Annotated in this window: 12 protein-coding genes; 9 read left to right on the top strand and 3 right to left on the bottom strand. The window is 65.2% G+C overall.

Features of this window, described 5'->3' with window-relative positions:
• Positions 1 to 5: 5 nt before the first annotated feature.
• Positions 6 to 1,634 (bottom strand): FAD-dependent oxidoreductase, encoded by a 1,629-nt coding sequence (locus ABIB91_RS31480; protein WP_354170314.1) that lies wholly within the window; start codon positions 1,632 to 1,634, stop codon positions 6 to 8.
• 109 nt (positions 1,635 to 1,743) lie between these two features.
• On the opposite strand from ABIB91_RS31480, the gene ABIB91_RS31475 reads away from it, so the two are divergent.
• The gene (locus ABIB91_RS31475; RefSeq protein ID WP_007599039.1) at positions 1,744 to 2,286 is read left to right on the top strand and encodes a MarR family winged helix-turn-helix transcriptional regulator; all 543 of its coding nucleotides are present in this window, start codon (positions 1,744 to 1,746) and stop codon (positions 2,284 to 2,286) included.
• Here ABIB91_RS31475 and ABIB91_RS31470 read toward each other — a convergent pair whose 3' ends face one another.
• Positions 2,287 to 3,090 carry an N-acyl homoserine lactonase family protein gene (locus ABIB91_RS31470; RefSeq protein ID WP_354170313.1) on the bottom strand — a complete coding sequence of 268 codons (804 nt, stop codon included), beginning with the start codon at positions 3,088 to 3,090 and terminating at the stop codon, positions 2,287 to 2,289. It lies immediately after the preceding gene.
• 374 nt (positions 3,091 to 3,464) lie between these two features.
• Between ABIB91_RS31470 and ABIB91_RS31465 the strand changes: the two genes are divergently transcribed.
• From ABIB91_RS31465 to ABIB91_RS31445, 6 genes are all read left to right on the top strand, one after another.
• On the top strand, positions 3,465 to 4,973 hold the full coding sequence (locus ABIB91_RS31465; RefSeq protein WP_354170312.1) for a caspase family protein: 1,509 nt from the start codon (positions 3,465 to 3,467) through the stop codon (positions 4,971 to 4,973).
• 145 nt (positions 4,974 to 5,118) lie between these two features.
• Positions 5,119 to 5,790 (top strand): OmpA family protein, encoded by a 672-nt coding sequence (locus ABIB91_RS31460; protein WP_027515084.1) that lies wholly within the window; start codon positions 5,119 to 5,121, stop codon positions 5,788 to 5,790.
• A gap of 158 nt (positions 5,791 to 5,948) precedes the next feature.
• Complete coding sequence (locus ABIB91_RS31455) at positions 5,949 to 6,878, top strand: efflux RND transporter periplasmic adaptor subunit (RefSeq protein ID WP_354170310.1); 930 nt, start codon at positions 5,949 to 5,951, stop codon at positions 6,876 to 6,878.
• Positions 6,878 to 10,027: an efflux RND transporter permease subunit gene (locus tag ABIB91_RS31450; protein ID WP_354170308.1), complete on the top strand. Its 3,150-nt coding sequence runs from the start codon at positions 6,878 to 6,880 to the stop codon at positions 10,025 to 10,027. The genes ABIB91_RS31455 and ABIB91_RS31450 overlap by 1 nt, the downstream gene beginning before the upstream one ends.
• A gap of 56 nt (positions 10,028 to 10,083) precedes the next feature.
• Positions 10,084 to 10,371 carry a hypothetical protein gene (locus tag ABIB91_RS41780; RefSeq protein WP_502917036.1) on the top strand — a complete coding sequence of 96 codons (288 nt, stop codon included), beginning with the start codon at positions 10,084 to 10,086 and terminating at the stop codon, positions 10,369 to 10,371.
• Positions 10,308 to 10,652 (top strand): type II toxin-antitoxin system RelE/ParE family toxin, encoded by a 345-nt coding sequence (locus ABIB91_RS31445; RefSeq protein WP_354170306.1) that lies wholly within the window; start codon positions 10,308 to 10,310, stop codon positions 10,650 to 10,652. Before ABIB91_RS41780 ends, ABIB91_RS31445 begins: the two co-directional genes overlap by 64 nt.
• A 5-nt stretch (positions 10,653 to 10,657) precedes the next feature.
• Here ABIB91_RS31445 and ABIB91_RS31440 read toward each other — a convergent pair whose 3' ends face one another.
• A complete protein-coding gene (locus ABIB91_RS31440; protein ID WP_007599026.1) occupies positions 10,658 to 11,332 on the bottom strand; it encodes a Crp/Fnr family transcriptional regulator in 675 nt (224 codons plus the stop codon).
• Between the two features lie 234 nt (positions 11,333 to 11,566).
• Here ABIB91_RS31440 and ABIB91_RS31435 point away from each other — a divergent pair, with 234 nt between their 5' ends.
• Together ABIB91_RS31435 and ABIB91_RS31430 are read left to right on the top strand one after the other, a co-directional pair.
• Entirely contained in the window at positions 11,567 to 13,642 is a 2,076-nt protein-coding gene (locus ABIB91_RS31435) for an AsmA family protein (RefSeq protein WP_354170304.1), read from the top strand.
• A gap of 272 nt (positions 13,643 to 13,914) precedes the next feature.
• Positions 13,915 to 16,362, top strand: a complete 2,448-nt coding sequence (locus ABIB91_RS31430; protein WP_354170302.1) for an adenylate/guanylate cyclase domain-containing protein — start codon at positions 13,915 to 13,917, stop codon at positions 16,360 to 16,362.
• Positions 16,363 to 16,451 lie beyond the last annotated feature (89 nt).

Raw genomic sequence — 16,451 nt, 5'->3', positions numbered from 1 at the left:
AATCCTCAATTCAAGCCTTGAGACCGCGACAGCGCGGTCGCAATCGCTTCGCGCGTTGGACGCCGGAAGCGCGCCGCAACGTAGCCGTCCGGCCTGAGTAAGTAGGCTGAGCCTGGTTCCGCATCATAGCGCTTTGCGGTGAGCGCTGCCGGATCTGCGAGCCCGTCCTCACTGCCGATGCGGATATCCTTCACACCAACCGGCGCCTCAATCGCCGCGCCGTTGCTGAACGAAAGCAAGGTGAAGTCTGTCCCACCCTTGCGGAACGCATCCGTCAAATAGGCTTGCTCGCCCTTGGGCGTCGTAACGGGAGCATCGAGCATCGAACAACCCGGGAGCGGACCACCGCGCCACGCATCCGCATCCGGCGATGACAGCGGCGAGTCATAGCTGCACGGCACCGAGAGCCGCCCGCCATTGACCATGCGCTTGCCGAACTCCGTTTCCTTGGCCAGCGACAGCACCGCCTTACGCAGCCGCGCTTCCTGATGCGAGTTCGGTGCCATGAAGTCGGTCGAGCGGGTGGATTCGCGAATGTTCTCGTCGGCAGCCAGGCTGCGCTCGACATGATAGCTCTCGAGCAGGCTCGCGGGTGAAGCGCCGCGCAGCACGCGGTCGAGCTTCCAGGAGAGATTCTCGGCGTCCTCGAGTCCCGAATTGGCGCCGCGCGCGCCGAAAGGCGAGACCTGGTGCGCGGAATCGCCTGCAAAGATCACGCGGCCATGGACGAAGCGGTCCATCCGCCGGCACTGGAACTTGTAGAGCGATATCCACTCGAACTCGAACTTGTCGTGGCCGAGCATGCGCGCAATTCGCGGCCGCACGTTCTCGGGCTTCTTCTCGACGATGGGGTCGGCATAGCGGTTGAGCTGGAGGTCGATGCGCCAGACATCGTCGGGCTGTCGGTGCAACAGCGCCGAACGTCCCGCATGAAAAGGCGGATCGAACCAGAACCAGCGCTCGGTCGGGAATTCCGCGGTCATCTTGACGTCGGCGATCAGGAACTGGTCCTCGAACACCTGTCCCGCGAAGTCGGCGCCCACCATCTGCCGCAGCGAAGAGCGCGCGCCGTCGCAGGCGACGACATATTGCGCGTGCAGGCGGTAGGCACCCTCCGGGGTCTCGATCGTCAGCGCAACGGAACCGTTGCGGCGCTCGAGCGCCGTCACCTTGTTGCGCCAGCGCAGGTTGATCTCGGGCAGCTCGCTGATGCGGTCGACCAGATAGGCCTCGGCGTAATATTGCTGGAGATTGATGAAGGCCGGCCGCTTGTGACCGTCCTCCGGCAGCAGATTGAACTGGTAGAGCTGCTGCTCGCCGTGGAAGATGCGGCCGACACTCCAGACCACGCCCTTGTCGACCATGCGATCGCCGACGCCGAGCCGGTCCCAATATTCCAGCGAACGTTTCGAGAAGCAGATCGCCCGGGAGCCCTCTCCGATGCGGTCGGCGTCATCCAGAAGGACGACGGGCTGGCCGCGCTGGGCAAGGTCGATCGCCAACGACAGCCCGACCGGCCCCGCGCCGACGACCACCACGGGATGCTCGGCCGCGCTCTGGCCAGAACGATCCTGATCGGGGTGGCGGCGATAGCCGAACTGGGTTTTAGCCTGATGCGTATTGGCCTTCGCCATGCGCTAACCTCGGCTCTGGTCAGGAGAGGCCTGATCTGCTAATAGTCTCACGTGCAACTATTTTGGACCGGAGCCGGCCGGCCGTCAACTGCAAATCGGAGCGCTCTCCTTGGCGAGGACATCCAGCGACATCGCGCTGAAGACACGCGAGGCCGATGAGGCTTCAGCGCGGCCCAAAACCCGGCTCGACCTATTCAGGTTCGTGCCGTTCCGCCTCAACCGGCTCGCCGCGGAGGTGAGTTCCGCGCTCGCGGTCGAATATCAGGAACGTCACGGCCTCGACATCCCGGCCTGGCGCGTGATCGCGACGCTCGGCTTCCGCAACGATGCCTGCAGCGCGCAGTACGTCGCGCAATGCACCCGCACGCACAAATCCACTATCAGCCGCGCGGTGACCATGTTGCTGCACCAGGGTTTGATCGAGCGCGTCGAGAACGAAGCCGACCGCCGCGAATTCCGCCTGCGATTGACAAGGAAAGGCCGCACGCTCTACGAGGAGCTGTTTCCGCAATTGCTGCGGCGGGAAGACGAGATCCTCGCCTGCCTCTCGGCGCAGGAGCGCAAACAGCTGTCGACGCTGCTCGGCAAGATCGAACAGAGCCTCGATTTGATCCAGACCAGCGAAGAGGCCGACGCCAAGCAGGCGTATTGATCACTTCGCGAACGACCGCGACGGCGGCAAATGCAGGGCCCAGACATCGCCGTCGCTGGCGCGCGGATAGATCTCGGTCACGATCGGATCGTGGCCGGGAATGAACCGGTCCGGATGGCCAGCGAGACGCTCGATCGTCTCCCAGCCAACCGCCATGTCGCCGACATTGTAGACGATCGGGAATGGGCTCCTGCGCTGGAGATTGGCGTAATAGTGCGCGGCATCCGACGCCAGCACCACCGGCCCGCGCGCAGTCTCGACCTTCACCACCTGCAGGCCGTCCGAATGACCGCCGACGCGGTGCACGGTGACGCCGGGCGCGACCTCGCCGTCGCCGGAATAGAAATTGACGCGCTCGCCATAGACATGGCGGACCATCTGGGTGACGTGCTCGACCGAGAACGGATGTCGCAGCAGTCCGTTGCACATGCAGCGCCCCGTCGCGTAAGCCATCTCGCGTTCCTGGAGATGGAAGCGCGCGTTCGGGAAGCGGTCGAGATTGCCGGCATGGTCGTAGTGCAGATGCGTCACGATGATATCGCGAATGCTCGCTGCCGCGACACCAAAGCGCTCCAGCGCGTCGACCGGATTGAGCGTCAGCTTGCGCGCGCGCAAGCCCGCCTCCTCGGCATTGAAGCCGGTATCGACCAGGATGTCGCGGCCGTCGCCGCGGATCAGCCAGACGAAATAGTCGAGATCCTGCGCCGCGCTGTCATGCGGGTCGGGCGCGAGGAAGTTCATGTGGGGTGTGCGCGGCGACATCGTCGCGTAGCGCAGTGCGTAGATTTCGTAGGCGTTTCCCATAGTTTTGATCTTGCGCTTTTTCTGGGTGGACCTTCAGGAACGATTGACCGCACCAAGCCATCGTCCGCCGCAAAGGTCAAACATCGGAGGTTGCGAAGGAGGCCCGTCCGCAATGTGAGACCAATCACATTGTTGTCGCCATGGCTGCCCTAACGTGCAGCCGCAATGACAACCAGAATGCATCGCGTGCAATCATGACCGCCCGATTATTCCCCCCGCGACACGCCCATGCGTCGCGGTCGATTGTCGCGATAGCGCCGAATCTGCAAGCGGTTGACGCCCCCCTTCCCCGGTTTGATAATGCACATTGCGTAAGTTAAGGTCGCCGCGGCGCAAGCTGGAAACGGCGCCTTTTTGGCTGGATCGCGCTCATTATGAAAATTCGCTTGCTTTTCGTTCTGTCCTTGCTCGTGTCGCTCGTCCCGACCGCTTCGTCGCTTGCGGCCGGCGATCGCTTTGCGCTGGTCATCGGCAATGCCAAATATCCGGACGCGGACGCTCCCCTGAAGGAACCGCTCAACGACGCGCGCGACGTCGCCGACGAGCTCAAGCGCGACGGCTTTTCCGTCGAGATCGGTGAGAACCTGACCGGCGACGGCATGCGCCGCGCCTTTGACAAGCTCTACGGCAAGATCAAGCCCGGGTCGGTGGCACTGGTGTTCTTCAGCGGCTTCGGCATCCAGTCCGCGCGGCAGAGCTATTTGCTGCCGATCGATGCGCAGATCTGGACCGAATCCGACGTGCGCCGCGACGGCATCAGCCTCGAGACCGTGCTTGGCGAGCTCAATACTCGCGGCGCCGGCGTCAAGATCGCGCTGGTCGACGCCTCCAGGCGCAACCCGTTCGAGCGCCGGTTCCGCAGCTTCTCGGCCGGCCTCACCCCCGTCATCGCGCCGAACGGCACGCTGGTGATGTATTCGGCGGCGCTGGCGTCAGTAGTCTCGGACGCCGGCGGCGAGCACAGCCTGTTCGTCCAGGAACTCCTCAAGGAAATCCGCGTCCCCGACCTGATGGCCGAGGAGACGCTGAACCGCACCAAGATGGGCGTCACCCGTGCCTCGCGGGGCGAGCAGGTGCCGTGGATATCCTCATCACTGGCCGAGGATTTCTCGTTCATTCCAGGGGCCGGCGGGTCGCGCCCGACAATGACCCCGCCACCCCCGCCTCCCGCGCCGCCGGCCGTCGCCAATAACCCGCCGCCGGCTCCGCCCGCACCATCGCCTGTGCCGCCGAAACCGGCCGACACAGTCGCAGCACCGGCTCCGTCACCGAAGCCGCAGGTCGAGGCTGCCTTGCCTCCTGCACCGCCGCCGCCTCCGCCCGTGATTCCGGCCGACCCCGTCACCGCTCCGAGCATGGAGAGCGGGCCGAGTGCGGCCGTCCTGGCCGAGGACCCCACCATCAAGGGGCTGACCGCCAAGATCGCGGCCAATCCGGACGACGTGAACGCGCTTTACCGGCGCGGCCAGGTCTATGCCAGCAAGGGCGCCTACAGCCTGGCCATCAAGGATTTTGACGAGACGCTCCGGATCAACCCGAAGGACGTCGAGGCGCTGAACAATCGCTGCTGGACCCGCACCGTGGTCGGCGACCTCCAGGGCGCGCTGAAGGATTGCAACGAGGCCCTGCGGCTGCGGCCGAACTTCGTCGACGCGCTGGACAGCCGGGGGCTCGTCAATCTGAAATCGGGGGCGGTCAAGAACGCCATCGCCGATTTCGAGGCAGCCCTGAGGATCAATCCGCGCCTGACCTCCTCGCTGTTCGGACGCGGGATCGCCAAGCAGCGCAACGGCTCGGCCCAGGAAGGTGCACTCGACATCGCCAATGCCAAGGCGATGGACCCGAACATTGTTCAGGAATTCGCAAGCTACGGAGTGCGTTGATATTTTTTTGAATCGAGGCCGGTGTGCCTCGAACCCGCGGCGGCCCCGCGAAGACTAATCGAACGGATGCCGCAGGCCGTCCCTTCGGGGGCTTATTGCAGGGATTTTGGAACGACGCGAGCTGGCTGCGCAGGAGGGACTGGCTATGAGATTGGCTGCAAAGGGACTTACCGCAATCCTGTCCATCATCACCGTCGGCGCCGCGCTGTCGCTGACGATCCCGCTGGCATTCGCGGGCGACGACGGCAACAGCAAGAACGTCACCGAGGACGAGATCGTCCGCGCGCTGGCGCCGCCGCCGAAGAAGCCGCTGACCCGCGGCCTCTCGATCGCTCCGCAGGCCGATCCAGCACCGAGTGCGACGGAGACCAAGCTGATCCAGTCCGTGCGCGGCCGCTCGACAAGGTCGCTTTCATCGACCGAGCGCGAAGAAATCGCGTCGGCGGCCAAGGACAAGCCGAACATCGATCTGGAAATCACGTTCGACTACAACTCGGCCAATATCAGCGCCAAATCGCTTGCCTCGGTCCAGGCGCTCGGCCGCGCGCTGACCAGCCCCGACCTGAAAGGCTCGACCTTCGTGGTCGCCGGCCACACTGATGCCGCCGGCGGCGAGAGCTATAATCAGGATCTGTCGGAGCGCCGCGCGGATTCGATCAAGCGCTATTTGGTCGACAAGTACAGCATCTCCGCGACCGACCTCGTCACCGTCGGCTACGGCAAGAGCAAGCTGAAGGACCCGGCCCAGCCGATGGCGGAGGTCAACCGTCGCGTGCAGGTCGTCAACATGGAAAACAAGACCACCGCATCGAAGTGAGCACGACGTAATCCTTTGAAGTGACAAGTCGTGATGTGGTGTAAAGTCTCGCTCCCAGCGCGCGTCCCGCAGGCTTGCGGGACGCTGCTTTATTTCAGGGAAACGCTCTCCACGGGCCGCGCGCGGATGGCCGCGAGCCAGGCCAGGACAATCCGGCGATGAACCTCTCCCAATATCTCAAGCCGGCCGGAACGGCGGTCTTCGTCGTCGCGCTCGGCGTCGGCTATTATCTGTTCGAGCATCGGCACCGCGCCGAGCCCAAGGAAACGCCGAGCGAGGCGCTGGTCATCGTGACTAAGTCGACCAATGCCTGCTTCTCCGACCTGGTCCGGGTGACCGGCTTCTTCGTGCCGCGCCGCGAAGCCGTGGTCGTCGCCGACCAGGAGGGATCCAGGGTCACCGACCTCTTCGTCACCGAAGGCACCCTCGTCACCGACAATCAGGAGCTGGCGCGCCTGACTGCACCGCCCCAGATCCCGGGCCAGCCGCAGCGGCCCGGCCCGCAAGGCCCGGTCTCGCTGAAAGCCCCTGCGCCGGGCCTCGTCACCGAGGTCCGCACCATCGTCGGCGCACCGGCCTCGCCCCAGGCCGGCCCGATGTTCCGTATCGCCGTCAACAACGAGATCGAGCTGGACGCGCAGGTCCCGGCGGTGCACATGGCCAAGCTCAGCTCCGGCGCGACAGTGCGCATCAGCCGCGACGACGCGCCAGATCTGATCGGGCGGGTCAGGCTGGTTGCCCCCGAAATCGATCGCGCCACCCAGCTCGGCCGCGTGCGCATCAGCGTCACCAACAATCCCTCGCTGAAAGTCGGCGTGTTCGCCCGCGCCTCGATCGACGCCAAGCGAAGCTGCGGCGTCGCGGTTCCCAAAACCGCGATCGACCATCTCACCGTGCAGGTCGTCAAGAGCAACATTGTCGAGACGCGCAAGGTACGGGTCGGGCTGTCGTCGGACAGCGCGACGGAAATCCTGGAAGGCCTTAACGTGGGCGAGATCGTCGTCGCCGACGCCGGCTCTTCGCTGCATGACGGCGACCAGATCAAGACCATGTTCGCTGATGAACTCGATCGCACGCGGGTACGCTGATGGCTCTCAATATCTCGGCATGGTCGATTCGCAATCCGCTGCCGTCGGTGGTTTTTTCTATCATCCTCCTGATCCTCGGCTGGGTGTCCTTCACCAAGCTCGCGGTGACGCGGCTACCCTCGGCCGACATTCCCGTGATCTCGGTCGCGGTATCGCAGTTCGGCGCGGCACCCGCCGAGCTCGAATCCCAGGTCACCAAGACGGTTGAAGACGCCGTCTCCGGTGTCGAAGGCGTCAGGCACATCACCTCGCAGATCACCGACGGCCTGTCGGTGACGACGATCCAGTTCGCGCTGGAAACCAACACCGACCGCGCGCTCAACGACGTCAAGGACGCGGTGACGCGCGTGCGCTCCAACCTGCCGCAGAACGTCACCGAGCCGCTGATCCAGCGCGTCGACGTCATCGGCCTGCCGATCGTCACCTACGCCGCGATCTCGCCCGGCAAGACGCCGGAGCAGCTCTCCTATTTCGTCGACGACGTGGTCAAGCGGGCGCTGCAGGGCGTGCGCGGTGTCGCCCAGGTCGAGCGCATCGGCGGTGTCGAGCGCGAGATCCTGGTCTCGCTCGATCCCGACCGCCTGCAGTCGATGGGGCTGACGGCCGTCAATGTCAGCCAGAGCCTGCGCGGCACCAATGTCGACGTCGCCGGCGGCCGCGCCGAGATCGGCAAGAACGACCAGGCGATCCGCACCCTCGCCGGCGCCAAGACGCTGAGCGACCTCGCCGGCACCATGATTCCGCTGTTCGGCGGCGGCGAGGTCCGGCTCGACGATCTCGGCACCGTCACCGACACCATCGCCGACCGCCGTACCTTCGCCCGCTTCAACGGCGAGCCCATCGTCGCGCTCGGCATCAAACGCTCCAAGGGTGCCAGCGACGTGAAGGTCGCCGAGGCCGTGCAGAAGCGCATCGACACGCTCAAGGCCACCTATCCCGACGTCGACCTGAAGGTGATCGACACCTCGGTCGAATATACCAACGGCAATTACCACGCGGCGATCTCGACCCTGTTCGAGGGCGCCATCCTCGCCGTCGTCATCGTGCTGTTGTTCCTGCGCGACCTGCGCGCCACCATCATCGCCGCGATCTCGCTGCCGTTGTCGATCTTCCCGGCATTCTGGGCGATGGACCTGCTCGGCTTCTCGCTCAACCTCGTCAGCTTCCTCGCCATCACGTTGTCGACGGGTATTCTGGTCGACGACGCCATTGTCGAGATCGAGAACATCGTCAGGCACATGAACATGGGCAAGTCGCCCTATCGTGCCGCCCTGGAAGCCGCCGACGAAATCGGCCTCGCGGTGATCGCGATCTCGCTGACGATCATCGCGATCTTCGCACCCGCGAGCTTCATGTCGGGCATCGCCGGACAGTTCTTCAAGCAGTTCGGCATCACCGTCTCGGTGCAGGTGTTCTTCTCGCTGCTCGCGGCGCGCTTCGTCACGCCGGTGCTCGCCGCCTACTTCCTCAAACATGGCAATCACGAAGAGCCGCCGCCCGGCCGCGTGCTGCGCTCCTATCACAGGATCGTGGGCTGGTCGGTGAAGCACTATTTCATCACGGTGCTGGCCGGCTTCGGCGTCTTCGCCGCCTCGATCTGGAGCATCACGCTGCTGCCGCAGGGTTTCCTGCCGGCGCAGGACAGCTCGCGCTCGCTGGTTGCCCTCGAGCTGCCGCCGGGCACGCAGCTCGCCTACACCGAAAAAGTCACCGAAGACATCGTGGCGCGCCTGCGCAAGCGCCCTGAGGTGAAGAGCATCTTCGTCGATGGCGGCCGCGTTCCCCCAGGGACCCAGGAAGTCCGGCGCGCCGCCTTGATCATCAACTACACGCCCAAGGACAGCCGCGATATCACGCAGCGCGAGCTCGAATTCTCGATCAGCCAGGAACTGGAGAACATTCCGGACATCCGCTTCTGGTTCCTCGACGAGAACGGCCTGCGCGCCATCTCGCTGGTCGTGACCGGCGCAGACGCCAACATCGTCAACAACGTCGCCAGCGAACTCGCGACGCAGATGAAGCGGATTCCCACCATCTCCAACGTGATCTCGGAAACCACGCTGGAGCGGCCCGAGCTGCGCGTCGAACCGCGCGCCGATCTCGCCGCACGGCTCGGCGTCTCGACCGAAAGCCTGTCGCAGACCATCCGCGTCGCCACCATCGGCGACGTCGGCCCCGCGCTCGCCAAGTTCGACGTCGGCGACCGTCTGGTGCCGATCCGCGTGCAGCTCGAGGATGCCGCGCGCGGCAATCTGAAAACGCTCGAACAGTTGCGCGTGCCGCTCGGCGAACACGGCGAGAAGGGCGGCGTGCCGCTCTCCGTCATCGCCGACGTCAAGCTCGACCAGGGTCCGACCAGCATCAACCGTTACGATCGCGAGCGACAGGCGACCGTCGCGGCCGATCTCGTCGGCTCCGCCGCGCTCGGCGACGCCACCAAGAAGATCTACGACCTGCCGGTCATGAAGAGCCGGCCGAAGGGCGTGAAGGTCTCCCCCTCCGGCGACGCCGAAAGCCTGAACGAACTATCCGAAGGCTTTGCCACCGCGATCACGGCGGGCCTGATGATGGTCTACGCCGTGCTGGTGCTGCTGTTCGGCACCTTCCTGCAGCCGATCACCATTCTGTTCTCGCTGCCGCTCTCGATCGGCGGCGCGATCGCGGCCCTGCTGATCACCGGCAAGCAGCTCACGACACCGGTGTGGATCGGCATCCTGATGCTGATGGGCATCGTCACCAAGAACGCGATCATGCTGGTGGAATTCGCCATCGAGTCCATTCACGCCGGCACACCGCGCGAAGAAGCCATGATCGACGCAGGCATGAAACGCGCTCGCCCGATCGTGATGACCACGATCGCCATGGCTGCGGGCATGATGCCGAGCGCGCTCGCCGTCGGCGCGGGCGGCGAGTTCCGCTCGCCGATGGCGCTCGCGGTGATCGGCGGCCTGATCTTCTCGACCATCCTGTCGCTGGTATTCGTGCCCGCGATGTTCATGGTGATGGACGATCTCGGCGCCCTGATCTGGCGCTTCGGCAAGCGGCTGGTCGTGCACAGCGAAGATGCTGAGGACGCCGGTCATCACGAAGCGGCGCCGGCGGGAGCGGCACCAGCGCCGAAAAACATCGTGCATCCTGCGGCGGAGTAGCTATTGCCTTCAGATCTCGGCCTCGACATCGGTAGGTGAAGTGCTATCTTTCGGGCATGAACCTCATAAGCCGAACGCTCGAGATCGACGCCGACACCGATGCCCGTCTCCGGGAGATCGCGTCCGAGCGGGGAAAGGACGTAGCAACGGTTCTCGCAGAGGCCGTCGCATTGCTCGATTCAGTGATCGACGTTTCCAGTCCAGACCTCGCAGAGGACCGCAGTCGTTACGACGACTTCAAGCGCACCGGCCTAGCTGTCCCACTCGATGACGTTAAAGCGTGGGTGGCAAGCTGGGACTCGGCAGACGAGCTGCCCCGTCCCCAGCCGCGCAAGGTGAAATGATCCAGCTTTCACCCGCCGCTGTCGAAGACATCGAGCGGCTGCGAACATTCCTCGACACTGTTAATCCTGGCGCCGCGAAACGCGCCTTGACCTCGATCTGGAAGGCAATCGATCGGCTGCCGGAATTGCCGGCGCTGGGCAAACCGACTGAGGATGCCGTCATCCGACAAATCATCGTCCGCTTCGGCTCGTCAGGTTACATCGTGCGATATATCATCGTTCCCGAGACAGGCGATATTCTCATCACGAGAATCTGGCATGGCCGTGAGGCACGGACCTGACGCCCCTACTCGTTCCGCGCGATCGCCGTCAGCTTGGTCATGTTCCGCAGCAGGATGCGGCCGCGCTGGAGATCGAGGATCGCTTCCTTGCGCCAGGCCTGAAGCTGGCGGTTGACGCTCTCGCGGGCGGCGCCGACGAAGACGCCAAGTTGCTCCTGCGAAATGTGCACCTCCGAGCCGAAATCGGCGGCGAGCGCGCAGAGGCGCCGCGCGAGGCGAACCGGCAGCGGCTGGAGCATGGACTCTTCCATGCGCTCGCTCTGCCAGCGAATGCGCTGGCACAGCAGCGCGATGATCTTGATCCCGACCTTCGGCTCGCGTTCGAGGAAAGCGAGAAAGTCTTCGCGCCGCAGGACGAACAGTTCGCTGGCCTCGCCCGCGGTCGCGTCCGCAGTGCGGCTCTGGCCGTCCAGCACCGCGACCTCGCCGAACAGGTCGCCCGGGCCCATGAAGTTCAGCGTCAGGCGGCTGCCGTCGGAGGCGCCGGTCTCGATACGGACCTGGCCTCGGCGCACGCCGAACAGCGCATCGCCCGCGTCGCCCTTCTGGAACAGCACCTCGCCGTTCCCCAGATGCTGGGTGTGGCAGAGATTCGCCAGCCGCTGGAGCTCGTCTGCGCCGAGGTCGGCGAACATCGCATTCATCTTGAGGATGACCGCAAATTCGGCCTGCTTGCTCATTTCAATGTCCTTGTGATCTTGGTTGGCAAACGCTTGGAACCATCAACATCAGGATCGCGTAAAACCGCGCCCGGGAAGTGTGCCATAAGTCACATAACTTTGCAGCACCCCCAGACTATTTTTACGTGCTTGGAGCCGCTTCCCGTCCGGGGATAAACTCAGGTGCAAAGGACGCGTGCAAATGACGGTCATCTGCCGGATTCGACGCCGATCGTCCGCCGCTGGAAAGTCGACATGAGAGCCGTGAAATTCGCCGGCGCGGCGGTGGCCGCAGTCGTCATCGTGATCGCACTCCTGCTGGTGGTCGGGATTCCCTCGGGCTTTCTGACTTCGACGATCGCCTCGCGGGTCGAGAGCGCGACCGGCTATCGCCTGTCGATCGACGGCACGACCAGAATCAGCCTGTGGCCGACGCTGAATGTGACGCTGAACGACCTCACGCTGCAGGATCCCAAGGACCGCAGCGGCATCACCCGCCTGACCATCGACAGTGTGCAGGCCGACATGTCGCTCTCGAGCGTCTGGTCGGGCCGTCCGAAGATCAGCGAACTCGTCGTCACCCATCCCGTGCTCTACCAGCCGCTGCTGCGCGAGCGCCTGCCGAATGCCGGCGGCACGTCGAGGCCGATCGCGCTCGATACCGACGGCGCCGCCATCGACCGCGTCAAGGTCACCGATGGCGAGATCGCATTCGCGCGAGCGCGGGATCGCGTCGAGAGCCGCATCAGCGCCATCAATGCCGATGCGATTGTCGGCCGCGACCGCAAGATCAACATCACCGGCACCGCACGGGTCGGCGAGCATCCGACCAAGTTCGACATCAAGGCAACCACGCCGGCGCCGCCGGCCGACCGGCCGACGATTCCGGTGGATTTCGCCATCGACATGCCGGACGTGCTGAAGTCCCGGCTCGCGGGTCATGCCGAGATGCGGCTGAGCGGCGATGTGGTGATGATCAACGGCCTGAATGGCACGCTCGGCGATGGCGCGTTCAACGGCTGGGCCTCGGTCGATATCGCGAGCAAGCCTCTGGTCAAGCTCGATCTCGACTTCCAGCGGCTCGCGATCCCGCTGGCGAAATCGCCGGAAGGCGCGTCCGGCCAGCCCTGGAGCGATGCGCCGATCGATGTGTCCGCGCTCAACTATGTCGATGCGCAAATCAGGATCTCCGCGCACGAGGCGGTGATCGGTGAGGCGCGCCTCGCGCCGCTGGCGGTCGATGCAAAACTCGCCGGCGGCGTGCTGAAGGCCGGCACCGCCAATCTCGGCGCCTATGGCGGCCAGGTCACGGGCGAATTGATCCTGGATGCCACCAGCGGCGCGCCGAGCTTTGCCATGCATTCCGACCTCGCCGGCGTGCGCGCGCTGCCGCTGCTGCAGGGCCTCGCCGAATTCGACCGGATCGACGGCAAGCTGCAGGCCAAGCTCGCGCTGCGCAGCGCCGGCACCAGCCAGCGCGCGCTGATGGCGAACATGCAAGGCACGGCCTTCGTCAATTTCCAGGACGGCGCCATTCGCGGCATCAACGTCGCACAGATGATCCGCTCGCTGACATCGGGCACGCTGTCCGGCTGGCAGGAAAACGGAGACAGCAATCGGGAGCAGAGCACGGATCTGTCGCAGCTCTCGGCGTCGTTCCGCATCGACAAGGGCCAGGCGGTGACCACCGATCTCAACTTGACCGGACCGCTGGTCCGCGTCACCGGCGCCGGCACGATCGCACTCGACACCAAGATGATGGGCTTTCGCGTCGAGCCGAAGCTGGTGATGACGACCGAAGGCCAGGGCCGCGCCGCCGAGCCGGTCGGCTTCGGTATCCCCGTGATGATCCAGGGCACCTGGTCGCAGCCGCGGATCTATCCCGACATGGCCGGCATGCTGGACAATCCGGATGCCGCCTATGCCAAGCTGCGCGAGATGGGCAAGGGGCTGTTCGGCGCTGATGGCGCCGGGCTCGGCAATATCTTGGGCAGCCTTGGCAGCAACCTTGGTCTCGGAGGGACCGCCGCGCCGGGTGGCGGCAATGCGGCCGGCAATGCCAATCCGCAAACCCAGCAGCCCGCCGGACAGAACAATTTGCTCGGTGGCCCCCTGGGCGAGGCGCTCGGCAATCTGATCCAGCAGGGACTTTCCGGTGGCGCGGGAAACGGCACCGGGACTGGCACCGGCCGCAGCCGCAGCCTGCCTGCAGCGCCATCCACATCGGTGCCGCAAGCCTCGCCGGCGTCCCCCGCCCTGGAGGACCCGCCGGCGGTGCAGCAGGACAGCCAGCCGATGAACGACGTGCTGCGGCAGCTCTTTAATCGATGATTGCAGGACCAAAGCGCTGGACTCCCAGCCTCCCTTGCCAAGGCCATCCCCTTACATCGGCGTCCCCGGCCGCGGCTTCCTCCAAACGGATGAGACTGCGACAATTCACCATCCTTCCGCCTGCCCCAGCGTCCACAGCGGGTAACCACACCGGCCGGTCAGGCGGCCCCGACCAGTCCCTTCACAGTCCCCTGGACCAAATTGTGCTAGAAGACTCGCAGGGTCCGTGCGGCCCGTAGCGCCGGCGCCGATGGCGGCGCGAGAGGATCGGGATGGCAGGAGCGAACGACAAGACACGGTTTCTGCGCGAAGGTCTGTTCGCCAAATACGTCGTCTCTCTTGTCGGCCTCGTCGTGTTCGTGCTCGCCGTCAACGGCGCGATGGAGAGCTGGATCTCCTACCGCGCCACCAAGACACAGCTGACCGACGGTCTCGAGGACAAGGCGCAGGCAGCCGCGCGGCGGATCGAGCAGTCGATCTCCGAGCTCGAGCGCCAGATCAGCTGGGTGACGCGGGCGAGCCAGGACACGCTCGAGAAGCGCCGCGCCGACTATGCCCAGCTGCTGCACCAGGTCTCGGTCGTCACTCAGCTGTTCCAGCTCAACGGCGACGGCCGCGAGGTGCTCCGCGTCTCGCGCCAGTCGACCACGACCGGCAGCAATGCCGACCTCTCCCGCGACATGCGCTTCACCGACACCGTCGCCCGCGGCGTCAGCTACGCACCGGCCTGGTTCTCCGACCGGACGCCGTTCATGTCGATCTCGGTGGCGCATTCCGGTTTCAACGCCGGCGTCACCGTGGCCGAGCTCGATCTCAGCTTTCTCTCCGAGTACCTCTCCGACGCTCAGGTCGGCAAGGCGGCGTTCGCCTATGTGGTCGATCCGCGCGGCCGCGTGCTGGCGACGTCCTCGAAAGGGCCCGAAATCGGCAAGGACCTGTCGAAGCTGCCGCAGGTTGCGGCCGCGGTCGCGCCGGGCCACGCGCCCGACAATTCGGGCACAGACTTCAACGGCCATGCGGTGATGAGCGCCGCGAGCACCGTGCCGAAGCTCGGCTGGAGCGTGTTGTTCGAGCAGCCGACCACGCAGGCCCTGATGCCGATTCGCGACCAGCTGGTGCGCATCGCGCTTTTGATCGGCATGGGCCTGCTGGTCGCAATCCTTGCCGGCACGCTTCTGGCGCGCCGCATGATCATTCCGATCACCGCGCTGCGCGACGGCGCGCATAAGCTCGGTGAGGGCGATTTCAGCCATCGCATCGAGGTGCACACCGCGGACGAGCTGGAAGATCTCGCCGGCCAGTTCAACCGCATGGCCAGCCAGATCCAGGAAACCTATTCGGACCTGGAGACTAAGGTCGAGGAGCGCACCCGCGATCTCGCGCAGTCGATCAACGAGCTCAAGGTGCTGGAAGAGGTCGGCCGCGCGGTCGCCGCCTCGCTCGATCTCAACGCCGTGCTGCCGACGATCGCCGCGCGCGCCATCGAGATCACCCATGCCGACGCCGTGCTGATCTACGGCTATGACGCGCAGGTGCGCCGCTTCAATCTGGTCGAGGCCAACGGCATCGACAAATCCGCCGACGGCGCCCATGTCACCATCGACGAAGGCCAGGATATCCTGAGCGATGCGGCCGGGAGCGGCGAGCCGATCGCGATTTCAGATCTCGACCAGGCCTCCGAGCAGCCGCTGCGCGACGTCGCGATCGACGCCGGCTTCCATTCGGTGCTGGTGGTGCCGCTAGTCGACCAGCAGGGCACGCTCGGCTCGCTGGTGGTGCTGCGCCGAGCCAGCGGCGAGTTCGCCCCAAGCATCATCGGCCTGATGCGCACCTTCGCCAACCAGGCCGTGCTGGCGATGCGCAATGCGCGGCTGTTCACCGAGGTCGACCACAAGGGCCGTGAGCTCGCGGCTGCGCACGAAACCGTGCAGCAGCAGGCCGCCAAGCTCCAGGAGCAGACCGAGCAGCTGCGCAACTGGAACCGCTCGCTGGAAGAGCGGGTCGAGAAACAACTCGGCGAGATCGGCCGCATTAAGCGGCTCGAACGTTTCCTCGCGCCGCAAGTCGCGCAACTGATCGCCTCGTCCGACGGCCACGATGCGCTGCTCGACAGCCACCGCCGCGAGGTCACCGTCGTGTTCTGTGATTTGCGCGGCTTCACCTCGTTCACGGAGGCGACCGAGCCGGAAGAGGCGATGAACGTGCTGCGCGAATATCACGCCGCGCTCGGCGAGCTGATCCACCGCTATGAAGGCACGCTCGACCGCTTTGCCGGCGACGGCGTCATGATCCTGTTCAACGCGCCCATCCAGTTCGCCGATCATACCAAGCGCGCGGTGAAGATGGCGGTCGAGATGCGCGACACGATCGGCGCCCTGACCGAGAAATGGAAGAACCGCGGCCACTCGCTCGGCTTCGGCGTCGGCGTCGCCATGGGCTACGCCACGCTCGGCCAGATCGGCTTCGAGCAGCGGCTCGAATATGCCGCGATCGGGAGCGTCACCAATCTCTCCTCCCGCCTCTGCGACGAAGCCAAGGCCGGCCAGGTCGTCGTCAGCCGCCGCGTCTACGGCATGGTCGAGCCCTGGGTCGAAGCCCGCGCGCTCGACGATCTCGTGCTCAAGGGTTTTAACCACCCCGTGCTCGCGATGGAGATTCTGTCGTGGCGCGAGGAGGTGGAGAACGTGGTGGACGCCGCGGCGGCAAGGCGGCGCGGGTAGCCAAAACAAAAAGTGCGAAAACAACCCCATGCACAGTAGCCGGGGCCTGCAAGATCAGTGACTTACGCGGGCACGGAATTGGGTGGAAG

The organism is Bradyrhizobium sp. JR4.3, from assembly GCF_040547695.1.
Classification (GTDB): domain Bacteria; phylum Pseudomonadota; class Alphaproteobacteria; order Rhizobiales; family Xanthobacteraceae; genus Bradyrhizobium; species Bradyrhizobium canariense.
Note: the sequence above shows the minus strand (reverse complement) of the source record. Positions and strands in the feature narration are given on the sequence as shown.